The organism is Streptomyces sp. TLI_053 (assembly GCF_900105395.1).
GTDB lineage: Bacteria > Actinomycetota > Actinomycetes > Streptomycetales > Streptomycetaceae > Kitasatospora.
Genome location: NZ_LT629775.1, coordinates 4,845,581 through 4,859,014, shown reverse-complemented (window position 1 = coordinate 4,859,014; position 13,434 = coordinate 4,845,581). Strand labels below are relative to the sequence as shown.

Below are 13,434 nucleotides of genomic sequence, written 5' to 3'. Positions count from 1 at the left end.
TCTCGGCGGGGGCCCTTGACAGGTCGTCAATTGTGTGCTTCGCCCGTATCAGTGCTGCTGGTCCGCCTGGTGCCGCGCCACGAACGCCGCCGCCTGGGTCCGTCGCTCCATCCCCATCTTGGCGAGCAGACTGGAGACGTAGTTCTTCACCGTCTTTTCGGCGAGGTGCAGTTCATTGCCGATCTGACGGTTGGTCATCCCTTCGCCGATCAGGTCCAGAATGCGGCGCTCCTGTTTGGTGAGCTGGGAGAGCCGTTCGTCCTCCTTCTCGCCGCCGTCCCGCAGCCGGGCCAGCACCCGGCTGGTGGCGACCGGGTCGAGCAGTGACTTGCCGGCCGCGACGTCCCGGACCGCGGTGATCAGGTCGGTGCCGCGGATCGCCTTCAGCACATAGCCGGAGGCGCCCGCCATGATCGAGTCGAACAGGGCCTCGTCGTCCGAGAACGAGGTCAGCATCAGGCACTTGATCTCCGGCATCCGGGAGCGGATCTCCCGGCAGACCTCGACGCCGTTGCCGTCCGGCAGCCGCACGTCGAGCACCGCGACATCGGGGTGCACGGCCGGGATCCTGGTCAGCGCCTCGGCGGCGGTGCCGGCCTCGCCGACCACCTCGATGTCCTCCTCGACGGAGAGGAGTTCATGGACGCCCCGGCGGACCACCTCGTGGTCGTCGAGGAGGAATACCGTGATTTGTCCGTTATCAGTCACGCGCAAAGCCTCCCATATCACCCTACGAAAGACCTCTCGCCCGTACCGCGCCGGGGTCACGATCCGGCCAGAGCGGTCGAAACCGATGCCGGTAACCCCCTTACGCCGGAGGCTCCGCCCGGATAACGTGCGCTGGTGTCCTGAACGCGACCGAATTGAGAGCTGCGCCACACGCGCGGTTTGTAGACCCCGAACAAGTAGGACGTCCTAGCGCAGACGCGTCGAGGACGGACGCTGGGTAACGTTCTCGTGAGGGACGCCGTCGGAAAAGGATCACCACCTGCCCCGCTGCGGGTGCGCACACCCACGCGCGCCCCGCGAGGCGGTGACCGGACCGGTCACCGGCGACCCCGGGCGGCCGGACAGACCGAGGAGTGAACGTGACCGTCAAAAGCACGGCGAGGGCCCGCAAGAAGGCTGCCCCCGGCGTCCGCGCCACGGCCAAGGACGCCCAGCCGGAGCTCGTACAGCTGCTGACCCCGGAAGGCGAGCGGGTCGAGCACCCGGACTTCCCGCTCACCGTGGAGGCGGACGAGCTCCGGGCCCTCTACCGTGACCTGGTGCTGGTGCGGCGCTTCGACGCCGAGGCGACCTCGCTGCAGCGCCAGGGCGAGCTGGGCCTGTGGGCCTCCCTGCTGGGCCAGGAGGCCGCCCAGGTCGGTTCCGGCCGTGCGATGCGGCCGGGCGACTACGCCTTCCCCACCTACCGCGAGCACGGCGTGGCCTGGTGCCGCGACGTCGACCCGCTGAACCTGCTCGGCATGTTCCGCGGGGTGAACCACGGCGGCTGGGACCCGAACGAGAAGAACTTCCACCTGTACACCATCGTGATCGGCGCGCAGACCCTGCACGCCACCGGATACGCGATGGGCATCACCAAGGACGGCGCCGACGACGCGGTGATCGCGTACTTCGGCGACGGCGCCTCCAGCCAGGGCGACGTCAACGAGGCCTTCACCTTCGCCTCGGTCTACAACTCGCCGGTGGTCTTCTTCTGCCAGAACAACCAGTGGGCGATCTCCGAGCCCACCACCACCCAGACCAAGATCCCGCTGTACCGCCGGGCCTCCGGCTTCGGCTTCCCGGGCATCCGGGTCGACGGCAACGACGTGCTGGCCTGCCTCGCGGTGACCCGCTGGGCCCTGGAGCACGCCCGCACCGGCAACGGCCCGGTGCTGATCGAGGCCTTCACCTACCGGATGGGCGCGCACACCACCTCCGACGACCCGACCCGTTACCGGGCGGCCGACGAGACCGAGGCCTGGAAGGCCAAGGACCCGATCACCCGGCTCCGCACCCTCCTGGAGAAGGAGGGCCTGGCCGACGCGGAGTTCTTCGCCTCGATCGAGGCGGAGAGCGAGCAGCTCGGGCTGCGGGTGCGCGAGGGCGTGCGCAGCATGCCGGACCCCGACCCCACCCTGATCTTCGACCACGTCTACGCGGAGCCGCACGCGCTGGTCGATGAGGAACGGGCCGGGTACATCGAGTACGCGGCCTCCTTCGAGGCGGGGGAGAACCACTGATGGCCGGCCAGCTCAGCATCGCCAAGGCGCTCAACGGGGCGCTGCGCAAGTCGCTGGAGAGCGACCCGAAGACCGTCCTGATGGGCGAGGACATCGGCAAGCTCGGCGGCGTCTTCCGGATCACCGACGGCCTGCAGAAGGACTTCGGCGAGGACCGGGTGATCGACACCCCGCTCGCCGAGTCCGGCATCGTCGGCACCGCGATCGGCCTCGCGCTGCGCGGCTACCGCCCGGTCGTGGAGATCCAGTTCGACGGCTTCGTCTACCCGGCCTTCGACCAGATCGTCTCCCAGCTCGCCAAGATGCACGCCCGCGCGCTCGGGCACGTCAAGATGCCGGTCACGGTCCGTATCCCCTACGCGGGTGGTATCGGCGCGGTCGAGCACCACAGCGAGTCGCACGAGGCGTACTTCGCCCACACCGCCGGTCTGCGGGTGGTCAGCCCCTCCAACGCGCACGACGCGCACTGGATGCTGCGCCAGGCCATCGAGTCGGACGACCCGGTGATCTTCCTGGAGCCCAAGCGCCGCTACTGGGACAAGGGCGAGGTCGGCGACTCCGCCGACCTGGGCCTGCACGACGCCCGGATCGTCCGGCCCGGTGCCGACGCCACGCTGATCGCCTACGGGCCGATGGTGAAGGTCTGCCTGGAGGCCGCCGCGGCCGCCGAGGAGGACGGCCGCCGGCTGGAGGTCGTCGACCTCCGCTCGCTCACCCCGGTCGACTTCGCCGCCCTGGAGGAGTCCGTCAAGCGGACCGGACGCGGCATCGTGGTGCACGAGGCCCCGGTGTTCCTGGGCATGGGCGCCGAACTGGCCGCCCGGCTCACCGAGCGCTGCTTCTACCACCTGGAGGCGCCGATCCTGCGGGTCGGCGGCTACTACGCGCCCTACCCGCCGTCCCGGGTCGAGGAGTCCTTCCTCCCCGACCTGGACCGGGTGCTGGACGCCGTCGACCGCGCGTTCGCGTACTGAGACCGGGGAGCGCCGATGACCACCGAAGTTCGCTCGCTCCGCGAGTTCAAGATGCCCGATGTGGGCGAGGGCCTCACCGAGGCCGAGATCCTCAGCTGGTACGTCAAGCCCGGTGACACCGTCACCGACGGGCAGGTCGTCTGCGAGGTGGAGACCGCCAAGGCCGCCGTGGAGCTGCCGATCCCGTTCAACGGGGTCGTCGAGCAGCTGTTCTTCCCGGAGGGCGCGACGGTCGACGTCGGTACCGCGATTATCTCGGTCGCGGTGGCCGGAGCCGCGGGGGCACCCGCCGCCGTCGCCCCGGCCCCGGCCCCCGTCGCCGAGGCCCCCGAGGCGCCCGAGCCCGAGCGGCGCGAGGTGCTGGTCGGCTACGGTCCGCGGACCGGCGGCAGCCAGCGCCGGGCGCGGCGCACCACGGTCACGGCCACCGCCACGGCGGCCGTGCCGGCTCCGGCGCCCGTCGTCGCCCCGGCCCCGGTGCCGGTGGCGGCCGTCGAGGTGTCCGGCGACCGGCCGCTGGCCAAGCCGCCGGTGCGCAAGCTCGCTAAGGACCTCGGGATCGACCTGAGGGTCGTCACCCCGACCGGTCCGGACGGCGTGATCACCCGTGACGACCTGCACGCCCACGCGGCGGCCGCCGCCGCCCCGGCGCCGGCCCCGGCCGCCGAGCCGGCCGCCGCCGCCCCGGTGTCCACCGCCGTGGTGCTGCCCGGCGCGGGCGACGTCCGGGTGCCGATCAAGGGTGTCCGCAGGGCGACCGCGCAGGCGATGGTGGCCTCGGCCTTCACCGCCCCGCACGTCACCGAGTTCGTCCAGGTCGACGTGACCCGGACGATGAAGTTCGTCCGCCGGCTCAAGGAGAGCGGCGAGCTGGGCCGGGACGTCCGGGTCAGCCCGCTGCTGCTGGTCGCCAAGGCGCTGCTGACCGCGGTCAAGCGCCACCCCGGGATCAACGCCCAGTGGGACGAGGCGGCCCAGGAGATCGTCATCAAGGGCCAGGTGAACCTCGGCATCGCCGCGGCCACCCCGCGCGGCCTGATCGTCCCCAACATCAAGGACGCCGGGGCCCGGACCCTGTCCGGTCTTGCGGTCTCGCTCGGCGAGCTGATCGAGACGGCCCGCCAGGGGAAGACGGCGCCCGGCGACATGCAGGGCGGCACGATCACGATCACCAATGTCGGCGTCTTCGGCGTCGACAGCGGCACCCCGATCCTCAACCCCGGCGAGGCGGCCATCCTCGCCTTCGGGGCGGTCCGGGAACTGCCGTGGGTGCACAAGGGCAAGGTCGTCCCGCGTCAGGTCACCACGCTGGCCCTCTCCTTCGACCACCGGCTGGTGGACGGCGAGCTGGGCTCCAAGGTGCTGGCCGACATCGCGGGCATCCTGGAGCACCCGAAGCGCCTGATCACCTGGGGCTGACCCGCCCGGGAGACCCGAAGGGGCCCGGCTCCGCACCGATGTGCGGAGCCGGGCCCCTTCGTTCTCGGTCCCGGTGGTGTTCAGGACCAAGCGGTGTCGTCGTCGGTGCGGTCGACGTCGGTGCGGTGGCGGGTCTGCTCGTGCATGGTGCGGCTCCAGGTTTCGTCCTCTGACGAGTGGGACGTCCGGCTCCGGTCGGGGTTGTCGCGGTTCCGCCGGAACTTCCGGACCTCCCACGGCGCGGGCCCTCCCCCGGTGCCGGTCGCGGCACGGGGGAGGGCCCCGGAGAGGTCCGTCGGTCGAGGACGGCGGCGGTGTCGTCGGCGCCGGCGTCCGCGTCCGGGTCAGCGCCGGGCGCGCAGGCGGCGGACGGTCAGCACCATGCCCGCACCGAGGGCGGCGAGGCCGGCGGCGAGGCCCGCGAGCAGGCCGTTCGGGGTGTCGGCGCCGGTCTGGGCGAGCTCCGGGGTGCCGGCCGGGGCGGTGGTGGCCGGGGCGGCGGCGGGGGTGCTCTTCGGTGCGGCCGGCGCGGCGGGCGCGGTCGCGGCGGGCTTCGCGGGCGCGGCGGCGGGCGCGGTCGGCTTCGCGGTGGCTGCCGGGGTGGCGTCGGAGACGGGCGCGGGCTTGGCGGCCGGCTTCGCGGGCGCGGTCGGCTTCGCGGTGGGCTTGGCAGTGGGCTTCGCGGTGGGCTCGGCCGGCTTGGCCGGGGCGGGCTTCGCGGTCCCGGGAACCTTGACCGTCATCTCCTTCTGCGCCCACTCGCTGCGCGACCCGTCCTCGGCGGTGGCGCCGAGGCCGACGTAGAGGAGGTCCAGGCCGGCCGGGGCACCCGCGGCGACGCTCACGCGGAAGGTGACGTGGTTGGCGTGGCCGTCCGCGACCGGGACCCCCTTGGCCGGGGTGGCGAACAGCGTCGGGTCGCAGCCGCGCCGCAGCGAGAGCTTCTGCCAGCTGCCGTCGGCGTTGTACTCGACGGCCAGGTACTTGGAGTCCAGGTACGAGACGCCGCCCTCGCCGTTGCCGGCCAGGTGGGCGGCGAGCGAGAGGGTCGGCACCACGTTGCGGTAGGCGGCCCCGGTGAAGTTGCCGATCTCGACGGGGACGTCGACCTTCGGCCCGCCCGCGGTGACGGCCAGCGAGGGGGTCATGAAGAAGCCGATCCCGGGGGCTCCGTCGTGGGCGGCCGACGCGGCCTTCCCGGCGTCGGTGCCGGGCTTCGCGGTGCCGGCCTTCGGGGCGGCAGGCGCGGCCGGCTTCGCGGTGGCGGCCGCGGCCGCCCCGTCCGACGCGCCGCAGGCCCAGGAGGACTCGGCGGTCAGGAGCTGGACGGAGCCGGCGAGCAGGACGGTGGCGGCGACGGCCGCGACGCGACGGCGGACGACGGTGCTCTTGGCGGAAGAGGGCATGGTGGACGTGCGCATGACAGGACCCCCGAGGTCTGATGTCGTGGTGACGGTGGTGTGGGTTTCGAAGGTGGCCGGATCGCTCCATCGCGTCGGAAGCGCCCCCCGGTCTGGCCGGTCATGCTCTCTCCCGCGTCCTTCGCTGGTACAGACAGCGATCCCGGGGCGTCAGTTGCAGGACGAACCAAAGATTCTCACGATTATTTTCGGTGGATCGAAGGTCACGGTCGGTGATCGACATCCGCCTGGTTGGACTCATAGGTATGACTGGTCAGATTCTTGTGGTTCGGCCAGTTCGGTGACTTTTTCGCCGTTCGGTGAGGGCGACACGCCGGGGCGGGTACGTCTTCGCGTCCACCACCCGGGCGACGCGGGTGACCGGAACGTCGAGGACGCACCCGTATGCCGCCTGGCAACCCTGGCCGGATCGTCCGGAGTCTGGCCGCGCTCGTGCTGGTGTCCACCGCCGTACTCCCGGCCGCGCTCGAACTGGCCGGGCCCTCACCGTTCGGGGTGATCGGGGCCGGCGCCCCGGCGGACCGCGCGGTCCCGCCGCACACCGCGGTGCAGCACGCCGATCTGCGCACCGCCGGGGACGCGCCGACCGTCGACATACGGCGGACCGGCGACCCGGCCAACCGGATCACCCTGGTCCTGCTCGGCGACGGCTACACCGCCGAGGAGCAGGACGTGTTCCGCGAACAGGCCGACCGGGCCTGGCGGGCGCTGATGGAGATCGAGCCGTTCCGCAGCTACCAGGGGTTCTTCAACATAAGGCGGGTCGAGGTGGTCTCCCCGGTCTCCGGCATCGCCGAGACCGAGAGCCGCGGCCGCAGCCCCGCCACCCCGCTCGGCATGCACTTCTGGTGCGAGGGCACCGCGCGGCTGCTCTGCGCCGACGAGGAGGCGACGGCCCGGTTCGCCGGCCGCGGCGACGGCCCGCAGTACCTGATCGCGCTGGCCAACTCCACCGAGTACGGCGGTGCCGGCGGCACCGGGGTGACCACCCTGGCCGGCGGCAGCCCGGACGCCGGTCGGATCATCCAGCACGAGATCGGGCACACCGTCGGCGACCTCGGCGACGAGTACGACAGCGCGCCCGACGACGCCGACTACCCCAACCTCTCCACCGAGAACGCCGACGACATGCGCCGCAAGCAGTCCAAGTGGTGGCGCTGGCTCGGCGCGGAGTCCCCGGACGGCGCCGGGACCATCGGCGCGTACCGCAGCGCCAACGGCATCTACCGGCCCACCCCGGACTCGGTGATGCGCACCCTCGGCGGGGCCTACAACCTGCCCTCGCGGGAAGCGATCATCGAGGAGATCTACCGCCGGATCCGGCCCACCGACGCCGCCGTACCGGCCCCGGGCGACGTCACCGGCCGGCCCAGGCTGGAGGTCCGGCCGGTCCCGCTGACCGGCGCCCGGCAGCTGCGGGTGGACTGGACGGTGGACGGCGTCCCGGTCGAGCCCCAGGCGGCGGACCGCAGCTGGCTGGACACCGCGTCGCTGCCGCTGGAGCCCGGGCACGCCGCGACCGTCACGGCGACCGTCCGGGACACCACGGACTGGGTGCGCGACGAGGCGTTCCGGGAGCGCTACATGACGCGCGCGGTCTCCTGGACGGTGGCCGGCTGAGGCGGAGCGGGAAGGGGCCGGTGGCGGGCTCCGTGGTGGCCGTCACCCTGGGCATCCAATGATGGGATGACTAATCTGGGGCCACTATGACCGTGGAGCCCGCCCGTTCAGCCCGCCCCCTGTCCGCCTCCGCTCCTCGCGCCACAGCCGACCGCACCGGTGGCACCACCGCCGGTCCGGCCGCCGGTCCGGCCGCCGTTCCGGCCGCCGGTCCCTGGCAGCCGCCCGGGGGCCGGGCCGCCTGGACCGCCTGGTCCATCGGGGCGAGCGTCTACGTCCTGGCCGTCATCCACCGCACCAGCCTCGGGGTCGCCGGTCTGGACGCCGCCGACCGCTTCGGCATCGGCGCCTCGGCGCTCTCCACCTTCTCGATCCTCCAGGTCCTCGTCTACGCGGCCATGCAGATACCCGTCGGCGTGCTGGTCGACCGGTTCGGCCCGCGCAAGGTCCTGCTGCTCGGCGTGGTGCTGCTCAGCACCGGCCAGCTCGCCTTCGCCTTCTCCGATGCCTTCGGCCCCGCGCTGGCCTCCCGGGCCGTGCTCGGCTGCGGCGACGCCATGACGTTCATCAGCGTGCTGCGGATCGCCGCCCGCTGGTTCCCCGCCGCGAAGAACCCGCTCGTCGCCCAGCTGACCGGCCTCGCCGGGATGAGCGGCAACCTGGTGACCACCGTCGTCCTCGCCCAGGCCCTGCACAGCGAGGGCTGGACGCCCACCTTCACCGCCATCGCCCTGCTCGGCATCGCCGTCTTCGCGCTCGTCGCGCTGTTCCTCCGCGAGTCGCCGGAGGGGCCCGCGCCGGCCGTCGCGGCGGCCGGACGGCCCCGCCCCGCCGTCGGCAAGCAGGTCCGGGACGCCTGGCGGGAGCCGGGCACCCGGCTCGGGCTCTGGATCCACTTCACCACGCAGTTCCCCGGCAACGCCTTCGGCCTGCTGTGGGGCCTGCCCTACCTGGTCCAGGCCCAGGGCATGACCCGCACCGGGGCGGGCGGGGTGCTCACCCTGCTGGTGCTCGCCAACATGAGCTTCGGCTTCCTCTTCGGCCGACTGCTCTCCCGGACCTCCCGGGCCCGGATGCCGATCGTGCTCACCACCATCGGCGTCACCGCGCTGCTCTGGGCGGTGACCCTCGCCTGGCCCGCGGGGCACCCGCCGCTCTGGCTGCTGGTCACGGTCGTCCTGGTGATGGGCAGCAACGGCCCGGCGTCCCTGGTCGGCCTCGACTACGCCCGCGCCCGCAACCCCGTCGAGCGCCTCGGCACGGCCTCCGGCATCGTCAACATGGGCGGATTCATCGGCACGATGATCACGCTGTTCGGCATCGGCGTGCTGCTCGACACCCTCACCCCGGACGGCGCGGCCGGGTACTCCGCGAGCGCCTTCCGGTGGGCGTTCTGCTGGCAGTACGTGCCGATGGCGGTGGGCACGGTGATGATCCTGCGGCTGCGCCGGAGGCTGGCGGCGGCTTCCGGCTAAGGTTCCCGACCTGCGGAAACGGGGGAACCCTCGGTCGGACCGAGGGTTCCCCCGTTCGGTCAGTCCGCGCACTCGCGCATGAACTCGGCGAACTGCCGGGGCGTTCCGTGGATCCGGTCGATCCGGCCGCAGTCCACCACCGCGTACATGAGGGCGTGGTCACGCGTCGGCTCGGCCGCCGGCTCGGACCGGGCTTCGTCCCGCATCCGGACCAGGTCCACGATCCGCAGCTTCGGGCAGCCCGGGACCGGCTGGCTCCCCCGGATCCCGACGCTCTCCCCGCCCCGGCACTCGAAGTACGGGCCGAACGGCGGCCCGCTGTCGTCCTGGCCGGGCAGCCGGAGGGACATCTCCCCGTGCCGGCAGTGGACCGTGCCGTCGGAGTGGACGGTCAGGCCCGGCCAGTCCTCGTGTTCGATCCGCGCGACGACGTACACCTGCTGCCCGATCGCCTCGGTGAGCGTCTCCGCCATCCGCCGCTGCTGGGTGGGGATGTCGGTGTCGCCCCGGCGGACGGAGGGGAGGAGTTCCCGGGTGACCCAGTCCTGGAACGGTTTGGCGGTCGGCTTGTTCGAGCGCATGATCAGCTTGTAGAGGCCGGCTTCGCTGATCACGTTCAGCATCGGATTGCCACGCTCGTAGGGTTTTTCACCTGCGGAAACGCGATTAACCTTCCCAAAAGTTAGGTTAATCGCGCGCGAGTTGATCACTCGCGTGTGTTCGATTCCGACGACCTGGCGGACACGACTCGGGTTCATGCGGCCCAACACCGTGCACACGTCCGCCGTGACGAACCACGGCTCGCCGTCGATCATCACGACCCTGATCGGCTGGCCCGTGACCGGGAAGCTCGACCGGACCAGCTCCATCCGCCCCTGCACTGTCTGTTCGTCGTCCATTTCGGACGCCCCTCCTTCTTCCGGGTGATGCTGACCGGAACAACGGCGGCGAACAGGGGGGGTACTGGTTCCAACGTGACGTACGGGAGCACGAGGCGCACCCACCCGGCGCGCGCGGTGCGTGTACGCCGGGCGGGTGACGCGGAGGGCTACGGGGTGACGGAGAAGTTGGCCAGGACGCGGTCGGCGAGCTCCCGGTCGCCCTCGACGATCACCGAGCCGGGCCGGCCGCGGCCGCAGGCGAGGCGGACGTAGGTCTCCCAGTCGAGGGTGAGCTGGACGTCGGGGGCCAGGCTGATGGACTCGTCCACGCTGCCGCGGCCGGAGGAGTCGACCCGGACGGTGCGCAGGAACTCGACCGGGCCGGTGACGTCGACGACCACGGTGCTGCCGGCCGGGGCGCCGGCCCGGTTGGCGACGGCCTTCGGCAGGCCCTGGAGCAGGACGTCGCGGGAGACCAGCGCGGCCGGGGAGTCGAGGTTGCCCGGCGTGCCGAGGGCGCGGCGGAGGTCCTGCTCGTGCACCCAGACGTCGAAGGCACGCAGGCGGAGCAGCTCGTGGTACGGGATGTCGCGGCTCTGCGGGCCGGCCGGCCAGCGGACCGGCTCGTTCGGCAGCTGCTTGGCGTTCCGCAGCGCCCGGGAGCGGCGGATGATCGTGTAGTCCAGCTCGCCGGTCATCTCCAGCGCGGTGTGGCAACGGCGCTTGTCGACGGGCAGTTCGAGGTAGCGGGCGGCCTCGGTGGTGACGTGCAGCAGGTCGCGGGGCAGCGCGTGGATCGGGCGCGGGTCGCCGAGGAGTTCGGACTCGACGGCGATCACGTGCGAGACCACGTCCCGGACCGACCAGCCGGGGCACTCGGTGGCCCGGTTCCAGGAGCCCTCCGGCAGGGGTGCCACCAGTTCGGATATCGCCTCGATGGACTGCGTCCACGCGTCGGTGTACGCCTGCACGGTCTGGTTGTCCGTCACGGGAATCTCCGGCCCTCCGTCAGCTGCCTTGCCACGCGTGTCGCGCGCTCGGGGACCGGTCGGGAAGGTCCGGGTCCCGGGCGCACACGCTAACCGCACGTTACGCTGCCGGGTGAGAGCAGGGCAGCGCTTTCGGGTGACGATCGTAGGACTCTTGCCGTGGACGGTGGTACTGTGCGCGCTTCATTGATCCAACTCGTGGTCTCCGACACGGAGCCCCCGGCCGAACGGCGGGCCCGCGCGGCCGCCCTGGTGCGGGCCCAGCGGGGATCCGATCTGGTGGTCCTGCCCGAGCTGTGGGCCCTCGGCGGCTTCGCCTACGACCTCTGGTCGGACGGCGCCGAGGCGCTGGACGGGCCGACCTCGGACGCGATGTCGTCGGCGGCGAAGGCGGCCGGCGTCTGGCTGCACGCCGGTTCGATCGTCGAGCGCGATCCGGACGGGCCGATCTACAACACCTCGCTGCTGTTCGCCCCGGACGGCGAGCTGGTGCACACCTACCGCAAGATCCACCGCTTCGGTTTCGACAGCGGCGAGGCGGTGGTGATGGGTGCCGGTCAGGAGATCGTCACCGCGGCCACCGACGTCGGCACGCTGGGCCTGGCGACCTGCTACGACCTGCGCTTCCCGGAGCTGTTCCGGGCGCTGCTGGACGCCGGGGCGCAGGTGCTGGTCGTCCCGGCGGCCTGGCCGGCGCGGCGGCGGGAGCACTGGACGCTGCTGAACCGGGCCCGCGCGGTGGAGGAACAGGCGTACGTCCTGGCCTGCAACACGGCGGGCACGCACGGCGGGGTGGAGCAGGCCGGTCACAGCATCGCGGTGGACCCGTGGGGCCGGGTGCTGGGCGAGGCCGGGCCCGGGGAGGAGGTGCTGACCGTGGAGTTCGATCCGGCCGAGGTGGCCAAGGCGCGGGCGGAGTTCCCGGTGCACCGGGACCGGCTGCTCGGCATCCCGGCGCCGGTCCAGCGCTGACGCCCTCCCCGTCCGCGAGCCGGAAGGGCGGTGCGGCTCCGGACCGCGGCCGGGGGCCGGGCCGGGCAGTGGGGAACAGCGCAGAGGAGAAGAGAAGGGGCAGGACGGGGCGGGGACGCGGGCGGGCGCATGTGGGGGGCTTGTACACAGCGGTGTCCTTTTTGAGAAGATGAGCCTTCGTCGTGTTACCAGCCGTTCTTCCGCCGGTCCGTCCCGTCAGGCCGCCGGCCCGCCCGAGGAGGTCGCGCGCATGTTCGGCACCGGTGCGGGCGGCTCCCGTCCCGCGATCCAGCGCAACAGCCTGCGCGAGCAGATCGCGGGCGCGCTGCGCGAGGAGATGATGGCCGGCCGGCTCGCGGCCGGGCGGAACTTCACCGTCAAGGAGATCGCCGAGCTCTACGAGGTCTCGGCGACCCCGGCCCGCGAGGCGCTGGTCGACCTCGCCGGACAGGGGCTGCTCCGGGCCGAGCACCACCGGGGCTTCACCGTTCCCGAGTTCGGCTGGGAGGACTTCCGCGAGATCTTCGAGTCCCGGGTGCTGATCACCGACAGCTACTTCCGTCGGCTGGCCGTGAACCCCGGCCCGCCGGACGACAGTCGGCTGCCCTCGCTGCGCCGCCGGGCCGACGCCGCGGTGCGGGCGGCCCGGGCGGGCAACCTGGACGTGATGGTGGGCTGCGACCGCCGGTTCTGGCAGGAGGTCGCCGGCCTGCTGGGCAACCGCCGGATCGCCGACTACCTGGACTGGCTGCGGGTGCAGTCGTGGATGTTCGCCGCGCGGTACCTGCGGTCGATGCCGCAGCTGGGCGGCGTCTGCTGGGACAGCCACCTCGACCTGGTGGACGCGATCGCGGCACGCGACGTGCCGCGCGCGCACCGGATCGTCTGCGAGTACAACCTCTTCACCGTCGGACTGCTGGCCGAGCTGGCCGGGCAGCAGGTGGAGTCGGTCGGGGTGCTGCCGCTGCTGACCGGCCGCCCGGTCGCCGGACCGGGCGGTCCCGGGGCCGGGGACGGCCCGGTGGCGGCCGTTGCATCCGGGACCGGGGAGGAGGCGGAGACGGACGGCGACCCGCGGCCGCGGTCCCCGGGCGACACCGGGCCGGAGCAGCCGGCGCCGGGTGCCGCGCGCCACCCGGCGGAACCGGGCCGGGAGGCCGACGGCGCCCCGGGCCGGGAGCGCGACCTCGGCCGTGAACTGGGCCGTGAACTGGGTCTGGGCCTCGGTCTGGTGCCGCAGCCGCGGTCGGTCCCGTACGGACGGTTCGGCCGCAGGCTGCCCGAACCGCCGTCCGGCCAACTGCCCGAGGGACGGCCCGATCCGCATCGCGCGCCGGGCCGGTAGGGTGGGCGGTCGTTCGTCCCGGCCGCTCCTCGTACCGACCGTCCGGGTACCGACCCCCGTCCGTCCGCCGTCCGCCCCCGCGCGGCCGGTTCCCGCCGCCCGGAGAG

11 protein-coding genes are annotated in these 13,434 nt (G+C 72.8%); 7 read left to right on the top strand and 4 right to left on the bottom strand.

Annotation, left to right across the window (positions count from 1 at the left end; genetic code table 11):
• Positions 1–48: 48 nt before the first annotated feature.
• On the bottom strand, positions 49–708 hold the full coding sequence (locus BLU95_RS19575; RefSeq protein WP_030392468.1) for a response regulator: 660 nt from the start codon (positions 706–708) through the stop codon (positions 49–51).
• 380 nt (positions 709–1,088) lie between these two features.
• Between BLU95_RS19575 and pdhA the strand changes: the two genes are divergently transcribed.
• From pdhA to BLU95_RS19560, 3 genes are read left to right on the top strand one after another with little or no spacing between them, the layout of a single operon-like run.
• On the top strand, positions 1,089–2,231 hold the full coding sequence (gene pdhA / locus BLU95_RS19570) for a pyruvate dehydrogenase (acetyl-transferring) E1 component subunit alpha (RefSeq protein ID WP_093861175.1): 1,143 nt from the start codon (positions 1,089–1,091) through the stop codon (positions 2,229–2,231).
• Positions 2,231–3,205: an alpha-ketoacid dehydrogenase subunit beta gene (locus tag BLU95_RS19565; protein WP_400752255.1), complete on the top strand. Its 975-nt coding sequence runs from the start codon at positions 2,231–2,233 to the stop codon at positions 3,203–3,205. The genes pdhA and BLU95_RS19565 overlap by 1 nt, the downstream gene beginning before the upstream one ends.
• 15 nt (positions 3,206–3,220) lie before the next feature.
• Positions 3,221–4,624 (top strand): dihydrolipoamide acetyltransferase family protein, encoded by a 1,404-nt coding sequence (locus tag BLU95_RS19560; protein ID WP_093861173.1) that lies wholly within the window; start codon positions 3,221–3,223, stop codon positions 4,622–4,624.
• A 344-nt stretch (positions 4,625–4,968) separates the two neighbouring features.
• On the opposite strand, the gene BLU95_RS43335 is transcribed toward BLU95_RS19560, so the two are convergent.
• Positions 4,969–6,045 (bottom strand): hypothetical protein, encoded by a 1,077-nt coding sequence (locus BLU95_RS43335; RefSeq protein WP_093861172.1) that lies wholly within the window; start codon positions 6,043–6,045, stop codon positions 4,969–4,971.
• Positions 6,046–6,429: 384 nt separating this feature from the next.
• On the opposite strand from BLU95_RS43335, the gene BLU95_RS19550 reads away from it, so the two are divergent.
• A complete protein-coding gene (locus BLU95_RS19550) occupies positions 6,430–7,665 on the top strand; it encodes a M64 family metallopeptidase (protein ID WP_093861171.1) in 1,236 nt (411 codons plus the stop codon).
• Positions 7,666–7,751: 86 nt separating this feature from the next.
• The gene (locus tag BLU95_RS19545) at positions 7,752–9,140 is read left to right on the top strand and encodes an MFS transporter (protein ID WP_093861170.1); all 1,389 of its coding nucleotides are present in this window, start codon (positions 7,752–7,754) and stop codon (positions 9,138–9,140) included.
• Between the two features lie 59 nt (positions 9,141–9,199).
• Here BLU95_RS19545 and BLU95_RS19540 read toward each other — a convergent pair whose 3' ends face one another.
• The gene (locus BLU95_RS19540) at positions 9,200–10,039 is read right to left on the bottom strand and encodes a BRO-N domain-containing protein (protein ID WP_093861169.1); all 840 of its coding nucleotides are present in this window, start codon (positions 10,037–10,039) and stop codon (positions 9,200–9,202) included.
• A gap of 149 nt (positions 10,040–10,188) precedes the next feature.
• Positions 10,189–11,010 carry a maleylpyruvate isomerase family mycothiol-dependent enzyme gene (locus BLU95_RS19535; RefSeq protein WP_093861168.1) on the bottom strand — a complete coding sequence of 274 codons (822 nt, stop codon included), beginning with the start codon at positions 11,008–11,010 and terminating at the stop codon, positions 10,189–10,191.
• Between the two features lie 174 nt (positions 11,011–11,184).
• On the opposite strand from BLU95_RS19535, the gene BLU95_RS19530 reads away from it, so the two are divergent.
• Positions 11,185–11,982 (top strand): carbon-nitrogen family hydrolase, encoded by a 798-nt coding sequence (locus BLU95_RS19530; protein ID WP_093861167.1) that lies wholly within the window; start codon positions 11,185–11,187, stop codon positions 11,980–11,982.
• Positions 11,983–12,232: 250 nt separating this feature from the next.
• Entirely contained in the window at positions 12,233–13,327 is a 1,095-nt protein-coding gene (locus tag BLU95_RS45580) for a GntR family transcriptional regulator (protein WP_093861166.1), read from the top strand.
• Positions 13,328–13,434: the final 107 nt, after the last annotated feature.

Coding starts and splice junctions, on each gene's coding strand:
- BLU95_RS19565 (WP_400752255.1), top strand. CDS start 2,231: ATGGCCGGCCAGCTCAGCATCGCCAAGGCGCTCAACGGGGCGCTGCGC.
- BLU95_RS19545 (WP_093861170.1), top strand. CDS start 7,752: ATGACCGTGGAGCCCGCCCGTTCAGCCCGCCCCCTGTCCGCCTCCGCT.
- BLU95_RS19560 (WP_093861173.1), top strand. CDS start 3,221: ATGACCACCGAAGTTCGCTCGCTCCGCGAGTTCAAGATGCCCGATGTG.
- BLU95_RS45580 (WP_093861166.1), top strand. CDS start 12,233: ATGTTCGGCACCGGTGCGGGCGGCTCCCGTCCCGCGATCCAGCGCAAC.
- BLU95_RS43335 (WP_093861172.1), bottom strand. CDS start 6,045: ATGCGCACGTCCACCATGCCCTCTTCCGCCAAGAGCACCGTCGTCCGC.
- BLU95_RS19540 (WP_093861169.1), bottom strand. CDS start 10,039: ATGGACGACGAACAGACAGTGCAGGGGCGGATGGAGCTGGTCCGGTCG.
- BLU95_RS19550 (WP_093861171.1), top strand. CDS start 6,430: ATGCCGCCTGGCAACCCTGGCCGGATCGTCCGGAGTCTGGCCGCGCTC.